Annotated in this window: 6 protein-coding genes; 2 read left to right on the top strand and 4 right to left on the bottom strand. The window is 69.7% G+C overall.

Annotated elements, in window-relative coordinates; translation table 11 throughout:
• Positions 1–201: 201 nt before the first annotated feature.
• Both Q4P07_RS02745 and Q4P07_RS02740 read right to left on the bottom strand, forming a co-directional pair.
• On the bottom strand, positions 202–603 hold the full coding sequence (locus Q4P07_RS02745; protein WP_303373360.1) for a DUF6157 family protein: 402 nt from the start codon (positions 601–603) through the stop codon (positions 202–204).
• A gap of 39 nt (positions 604–642) precedes the next feature.
• Positions 643–1,941 (bottom strand): M24 family metallopeptidase, encoded by a 1,299-nt coding sequence (locus Q4P07_RS02740; protein ID WP_303373359.1) that lies wholly within the window; start codon positions 1,939–1,941, stop codon positions 643–645.
• Between the two features lie 74 nt (positions 1,942–2,015).
• On the opposite strand from Q4P07_RS02740, the gene Q4P07_RS02735 reads away from it, so the two are divergent.
• Complete coding sequence (locus tag Q4P07_RS02735) at positions 2,016–2,498, top strand: GNAT family N-acetyltransferase (RefSeq protein ID WP_303373358.1); 483 nt, start codon at positions 2,016–2,018, stop codon at positions 2,496–2,498.
• 39 nt (positions 2,499–2,537) lie between these two features.
• Here the strand turns inward: Q4P07_RS02735 and Q4P07_RS02730 are convergent, their stop codons facing one another.
• Both Q4P07_RS02730 and Q4P07_RS02725 read right to left on the bottom strand, forming a co-directional pair.
• Positions 2,538–5,219 (bottom strand): DUF4153 domain-containing protein, encoded by a 2,682-nt coding sequence (locus Q4P07_RS02730; protein ID WP_303373357.1) that lies wholly within the window; start codon positions 5,217–5,219, stop codon positions 2,538–2,540.
• Positions 5,216–5,929, bottom strand: a complete 714-nt coding sequence (locus Q4P07_RS02725; protein WP_303373356.1) for a response regulator transcription factor — start codon at positions 5,927–5,929, stop codon at positions 5,216–5,218. Before Q4P07_RS02725 ends, Q4P07_RS02730 begins: the two co-directional genes overlap by 4 nt.
• Before the next feature lie 91 nt (positions 5,930–6,020).
• On the opposite strand from Q4P07_RS02725, the gene Q4P07_RS02720 reads away from it, so the two are divergent.
• Positions 6,021–6,818, top strand: a complete 798-nt coding sequence (locus Q4P07_RS02720; protein ID WP_303373355.1) for a PIG-L deacetylase family protein — start codon at positions 6,021–6,023, stop codon at positions 6,816–6,818.
• Positions 6,819–6,965 lie beyond the last annotated feature (147 nt).

Here is a 6,965-nt window from a genome sequence, read left to right as displayed (position 1 = left end):
GCATGGGTCCATCATGCCCCGCGCACGATGGATCCACGACGAGTGCCAGGTGACCACACCGTACCGAGCCATCAAACGCCAACGAGTCGAGGATCGCTGACCGGTGACTGTTCAGCATTATCACGCGACGTGTATGTCCGACGTCATGGCGCGTCGCTGGCTGCTGATTCCTGGGCGATTGATCATCCAGGGGCGATCCGCCTATCGCGATGACTTCATCGCTGCACGCTTCACGGTCGTGTCGTCGTTCATCAGAGAGTCATACCTGTCCGTGCCCATCGGCACGAGCGCGACTCGGCTGTGCGCGTCGGCATGGATTCCCCAGCCGTAGGTCTTCGCCAGGGGCGAGGTTCGTAGGCAGGCCTGGCCCTTGGAGAAGAACTCTTCGCGGGCCGGTTTGCGGTCGTCGGCGGCGATGCTCCTGCGGTCGGCGAATACGCTGAAGATCACATCGTCACTGGTGAACTCATAGTCGTGACCGTGCATCATCTCGAACTGCAGCTCGGCGACCGAACCCTTGCCAGCGGGTGGCTGCGTCGCCTCCACTGCCTTGGTGTCGGGTGCAACCGTGATCAGCGTGTTCACGTAGTTGGTCGAGTGCATGTCGGCATCATGACAGGGACGACTGTTCAGGTATGGCGATCACGTGGGCGAGGCCGTGGTCGGGCTGGGGCCGATCAGGTGGAGCTCGGTCTGACGACCGTCGAGCCACTGCAGGGCCACCCCGTCGAAGACCGCGTCCTCCTCGAGCCGGATCCGGACCCGATCGTCGGGCCACCCAGGCGCGGTGACCCACGCGGACAGCTCGATCGACCAGCAGGTGTCGGGGCTCACCGGCAGAGCACCGCTGCCGGCGACCCGGTCCTGACTGTCCCACAGGCCGATCGAAGGGCCTGCTCCATGGCCCTGCAGACCGATCGGGTGGGAGTAGATGATCGCGTCGATCCCTTCGGCGCGGGCTGCGGCGAGTGCCCCGCGCAGGATCTCATCGCCGGTGCGACCCACCGCAAACTGCTCGAGCACGAGGTCCTGCAGGCGGTTGCCCACCGCCAGCCCTTCGACGAGCGCGACGGGTGCCTGCGTCTCGCCCGGGCGCAGGACGTAGCCGTGCTGCTGCTGGTCGGTGCACAACCCATCCAGCGTCAGCCCGAAGTCGATGTGCACCAGGTCGCCGCTCTGGATGACGGTCTCCGGGAGCCGGGCGGAGAAGCCTTCGCGCCGCTCCGTCTGGTCATCGTCGGCACGAGCGGGACGCACCACCTCGACGGTGGGGTGAAACCAGGACGGCAGGCCAGCGTCGTGCACCTGCTGACGCAACCACCAGACGACATCGTCGGTCGTGGTGCGCCCCGGCGTGATCGCCTCCGAGGACAAGGCTCGGGCGAGCAGGGCGTGGCCCTGGTCGCAGGCCACCCGGAGGGTCTCGATCTCCTCGGGCAGCCGAGTTTCCAACCAGGTGACCGCCGCCGTCTGCGCGCTGACCAGTCGGGCGGTCAGGTCATCCGGCAGGGCGGCCACCAGGGCGTCGCGCTCGCTGGCGCTCAGTCCGTCGGCGTGCGCCAGCACGGCCGAAGTGTCCAGGCCGATCCGGCGAGGATCACCCTGCGCGACGATCTCCGCGACCCGGCTCCACTGATCGGGCTGCACCTGCGGATCCCAGGCAGAGGGATAAAGGTCCTCGATGTCATAGCGGCCCACCGCGAGACGCTCGACGGCACCCGTCGCACGATCCCGTCGAAACACCAGCACGGTGCGCCGCCGAGCGCTCAGCCAGGTGGCGGGAAGCATGCTGCGCAGGACCGCTCCCTCGGCATACTCGCGGCCGGCGACGATCCAGACGTCGAGGTCGCCCGCCTCCATCGCCAGGGGCAGGACCAGGTCCAGACGGCGCCGCAGCACCTCGTCATGTCGCGCGGCGCTGGTCCGCAGATCGATGCTCACCCACCCATCTTGGACGCTGTGCGCTCACCGTGACCAACCCCAGGAAACCGGGCCGGTCCAGATATCCTGCTCAGATGCAGATCCGCGAGCTGGCAGACAGCGACCTCGACCAGGTGCTGACGCTCAACCAGGGAGCGCTGGAGGGGGTCGGCACGCTGGACCTGGAGCGGCTGGCCTGGATCGTCGGCCTGTCAGACCAGGCAATAGTGGTCGACGATGACGGGACGATCGCCGGGTTCTGCCTGATCGTGCGCCCCGGCACGGCCTACGACAGCCCCAACTATCGCTGGTTCAGCCAGCGTTATGTCGATTTCGGCTATCTGGACCGGGTGGTGGTCGCTGCCTCCCACCGACGTCGCGGGGTCGGGTCGATGATGTACGACCATGTCGAGACCATGGCCGGCCCGCTCGGGCAGATGGCGCTCGAGGTGTATGTCGATCCGCCGAACGTGGTCTCGCTGGCCTTCCACGAGGCGCGTGGCTACGCCGAGGTCGGCCGGCTGCTCGACCAGGCCAACGGCAAGACCTCCACGATGCTGCTCAAACCACTGGGCTGAATTCCCGGAGCGCACGGCGCGCATGCTGAGGGCCGTCGCTCACGGCGCGACCTCATCGACGCAGGTGCTGGGATACGGACCGTGAGCATTCTCGATCCACGCGAGAGCGTCCAGGGCGCGGGTGCGTCCGAGGTTCCAGGCCAAGGCGTCGTCGACGAGTTGGTCGTCAGGGCGCCACCCCAGGGCGCACGCCGCGAGGTCTGCGGGAAGTCCCTGCTTGATGACCGGGACGGCGTCGGCGCCCAGCGTGGACAGGTAGGACACGTCCAGCCGTCCGGTCGCCTCGAAGCGGTCGATGTTGCGCTGTGCCACCCAGGCGTCCGGGTTGGCCAGCCCGATCGTCAGCAACATCGCGGCGGCGCTGGCCAGCGCAGCGCGAGGCAGCCACCACCCACGCAGCCGGATCCCCGCGATTGCTACCAGCACCACGAGCAGTCCCAGCCACAGCTCGAAGGCGTCCACCAGGACGCGCAGCACGGTGAAGCCGTAAGCCTCCTGATAGAGCGACATCCGGTAGAGCGCCGAGGCCACCACCACCAGCGTCAGCAGGCACAGCGCGCCGAGGACGATGCGCAGCACCAGCCGATCCGCAGGCGTGGCCCGCGGTGCCTTGCGCGCCGCGATCGCGATCGTCACCAGCGTGAGTGCGGTCGCGACGGTCAACTGCCCGAAGCCTTGGTGGACGGACTCGGCATACGTCATCCCGGTCGTCCGCTGCACCCAGTCGTGTCCGCCCCACATCGTCGAGGCCTGCGCGAGGAGGAAACCGACGAACGTCGCCACCACCACACCCACCGGCACGAGCCACTCCCAGGGCCGGGTCACCTGACGTGGCTGGGGCAAAGCGGCGAGCTCGACGCGAGGCGGGTTGAGCGCCAGATAGCAGGCCGCCAGCACCACCCCGGCCACCAGGAACCAGACGAAAGTCCGCAGCACCAGGCTGTCCGCGAGTTCGATCGTCGGCAGCAGGCCGGAGACCCAGGACCCGAAGACCGCGTCGCCCGAGGCGAACAGCCCGCCGAAGACCACGAGCGCGACCAGTGAGATCGCGGCGGTGCGGACGACGGGCCACAGCATCGGGGTGCGGCTGGTCGCCGACAACGTCCGGCCCAGGAGCGGCAGTCCTCGGATGCCGCTGAGCAGCCACGACACGGCGCCCGTGATGATCCCGGGCAGACCGCGTGCGCCGGTGAGCGCGGTCGTGACCAGGACGGCCGCCACCAGCAGCGCCAGCACCGTGAGCCACTCTGCGGCGCGGAGCACGATGAGCGACGCGAGCCCGACGCAGAGCACCGCCGAGAGGAGGGTCCACGCCTCGCGCCGTCGGACTGACAGCCACAGCACGAGGCCGCCCGCGGTGAGCAGGACGAGCAGCGTGCCGATCCCGTTGTTGCGGTAGGGAAGGACGGCTGCGGCCAGTGCGCCGACCCCGATGCAGGCCCACAGGGCAACAGGGGCGACCCGAGGGCCGGCTTCGGGCCAGAAGGGGCCAAAGAGCGCCTCCACGACCGAGGGTGGCTGCGTGGGGCTCACCAGGGCCTTCGTCGTCGTTGTCGTCGTGGTCGTGGGTGGGGCCGGGAGGTGAGTCGCGGCGTGGGTCGGCATGAGCTGCTCCTGGCGGGCGGTCGGGATCTCCGGGTCGGGGTATGGCGAAGCCACCGGCGGCGCAGACGTCGTGGGGTCGGTCGGGAGGAGAGCGCGGACTCGACCCCCCCTGTGCGTTGTCGGCTCAGTCGACGGCGGCAGCGCCGCGATGGTGCCGCCGTGCAGTTGGGCGACCCAGCGGGCGATGGCCAGTCCCAGCCCGGTGCCGCCGCTGCTGTCGTCGCCGACGCCGAAGCGTGCGAAGAGGTGCTCCTGCTGGCCGGGCGGGAAGCCCGGCCCCTCGTCGGACACCTCCAGCGACCACTGTGCGTCGGCCTCTGCCCGCGCCAGGACCCGCACCACGCTCTCGACGGGGCTGTGGCGCACGGCGTTGTCCAGAAGATTGACCACGATCTGGGCGATCCGGGCCTCGTCCCCGCGCACGAGCAGGTCAGGTGGCTCGACCCGCGCCTCGATCTGCACGCCTCGGGCCCCCATCGACGCCTCCGCCACAGCCGCCGTCAGCAGCTCTGAGACCTGGACGTCGCCGAGGGCGAGTTGGGTAGCACCCTCATCGAGACGACTCACGTCGAGCAGGTCGGTCACGAGGGTGCTGAGCCTCTCAGACTGAGCCAGGGCCGTCTGGAGTGCGGCATCACTGGGCTTGACGACGCCGTCGACCAGGTTCTCCAGGAGGGCGCGCTGCGCGGCGAGCGGGGTCCGCAGCTCATGGGAGACCGTGGCGACGACCTGCCGACGTTGCTCGTCCGAGGTGGCCAGATCCTGGCTCATCGTGTTGAAGGCCCTGGCCAGCGCCCCCACCTCATCTGCCGACGTGGCGCTGATGCGCGTCGAGTAGTCGCCGGTGGCCATCCGCCCGGCTGCCGAGGTCATCTCGCGCAGTGGCGACGTCATCCCCCGCGCCAGCCACTGCGTCACGCCGAGCGCGGCGGCGAGGGTGACGGGCAGCGTCAGCCACCACGGGACCCCCGCGTTGCGACCGACCTGCATCATCACGACGGCTGTCAGGATGCTGAGCGCGACCAGCAGCGCGATCTTCACCTTGATCGAGGCGACGCCATCCAGCGGGCGGTCGACCGCAGGCAGGGATTCTGAGCGGCTGGGGCGCGACGTCATACCTGCGCACCCCCTGCGACCTCGAGGGCGTAGCCGACCCCGTGGACCGTCCGGACGCGACCCGCACCGATCTTGGCGCGCAGCGACTTGACGTGACTGTCGAGGGTCCGGGTGCCGTGGGCGTCGGACCATCCCCACACCTGCGTCATCAGGGACTCCCGACCGCAGACTGTCCCCGGCTGCTCGGCGAGCATGGTCAGCAGGTCGAACTCCAGCGGCGTCAGGTGCACTTCCGTGCCGCCGACGAGCACCCGGCGCGCGGCCCGGTCGAGCAGCAGATCGCCGAGCGTGACCTGCGGCTCCTGCGCCCTGGCCAGCTCGGCCGCCCGGTCCACCCGCCTCAGCAGCGCCCGCACCCGCGCCACCACCTCACGCATCCGGAACGGTTTGGTCACGTAGTCGTCGGCGCCCACCCCGAGCCCCACCAGCACGTCCATCTCCTCCGCCCGAGCGGTCAGCATGAGGACCGGCACGGGTGAGTGTGCCTGGATGCGACGGCATACCTCGAGCCCGTCAAAACCCGGGAGCATCACGTCGAGCAGGACCGCGTCAGGCTCGTGCTGCTCATAAGCCGTGACCGCTCCTGGCCCGTCGAAGGCTCGGACCACGTCAAAGCCTTCTGCGACCAGACGGTCGGTCAGGGCCTGGTTGATCGTGGGGTCGTCCTCGACGACGAGCAGGGTGCGGCGGGGGCCCGCGGACTCGGTCATGGTTCGAGCGTAGGCGCGCAGGTCAGCGCAGGACGGGGGCGAGAGGTGAGGGTTGTGTGAAGGCCGCCGCCTGCTTCCACCCTTGACCCTCGTGAGCACCATCGTCTTCCTCCACGCCCATCCCGATGACGAGGCCTCCGGCACGGGCGGGACCATACGCCTGGCGGCCGACGCCGGACACCGGGTCGTCTGCGTCTACGCCACCAACGGCGACCACGGCACCGTCCCGACCGACCTGGTCGAGGAAGAGACCGTGGTGCTGCGCCGGCGGGTCGAGGCACAGGCATCGGCGCAGGTCCTCGGCACCGCGCGCGTGGCCTGGCTCGGGTATGCCGACTCCGGCATGTCCGGCTGGGAGCAGAACTCGCTGGCGGAGTCCTTCCACGCCGCCGACGCGGAGGAGGCGGGCGCCCGGCTCGCGGCGATCCTGGACGAGGAGGACGCGGACATCATCGTGGGCTACGACTGGCACGGTGGCTATGGCCATCCGGACCACGTCAAGGTGCACCACGTCGCTCGCCGTGCCGCGGCACTGGCCGCGCGCCGCCCCCGTGAGCTCCAGGGCACGATGAACAGGGATCGCATGCGGCAGTTGTTTGTCGCGGCCAAGGAGGCCGGTATGGAGGGCGGCGACTGGGACCCGGATGCGCCGGCCGACGACGGCAACCCGATCGGCATGCCGGAGGCTGAGCTGCACTGGCACGTGGACGTGCGGTCGGTGCTGGCGGCCAAGCGTGCGGCGCTGGCCAGCCACGCCTCCCAGGAGGACGTCGCCTGGATGCTCGGGATGCCGCAGGAGCAGTTCGCGATGGCTTTCGGCGACGAATGGTTCATCGAGCCGGGGCGGCCGGACGGGATCGTCGAGGGCTCCCCGTTCGGACCAGCCTGACGGCCGCGGCGAGGGTGCGTCCGGTCCTGTGCGGTGGCTTTGGGTCGTCATAGCGGCCCAAGGTCACCGCGGTGCGCCGGGTGCGGGGGTCTGTTCCGGCTTGTGCGGTGGTTCTGGGTCGTCATAGCGGCCCAAGGTCACCGCGGT

Origin of the sequence: Ornithinimicrobium sp. (genome assembly GCF_030537745.1) — a bacterium.
GTDB lineage: Bacteria > Actinomycetota > Actinomycetes > Actinomycetales > Dermatophilaceae > Ornithinicoccus.
The sequence above is the reverse complement of the archived record's forward strand: the minus strand, read 5'-3'. Positions and strand labels throughout refer to the sequence as shown.

Coding starts and splice junctions, on each gene's coding strand:
- Q4P07_RS02735 (WP_303373358.1), top strand. CDS start 2,016: ATGCAGATCCGCGAGCTGGCAGACAGCGACCTCGACCAGGTGCTGACG.
- Q4P07_RS02730 (WP_303373357.1), bottom strand. CDS start 5,219: ATGACGTCGCGCCCCAGCCGCTCAGAATCCCTGCCTGCGGTCGACCGC.
- Q4P07_RS02725 (WP_303373356.1), bottom strand. CDS start 5,929: ATGACCGAGTCCGCGGGCCCCCGCCGCACCCTGCTCGTCGTCGAGGAC.
- Q4P07_RS02745 (WP_303373360.1), bottom strand. CDS start 603: ATGCACTCGACCAACTACGTGAACACGCTGATCACGGTTGCACCCGAC.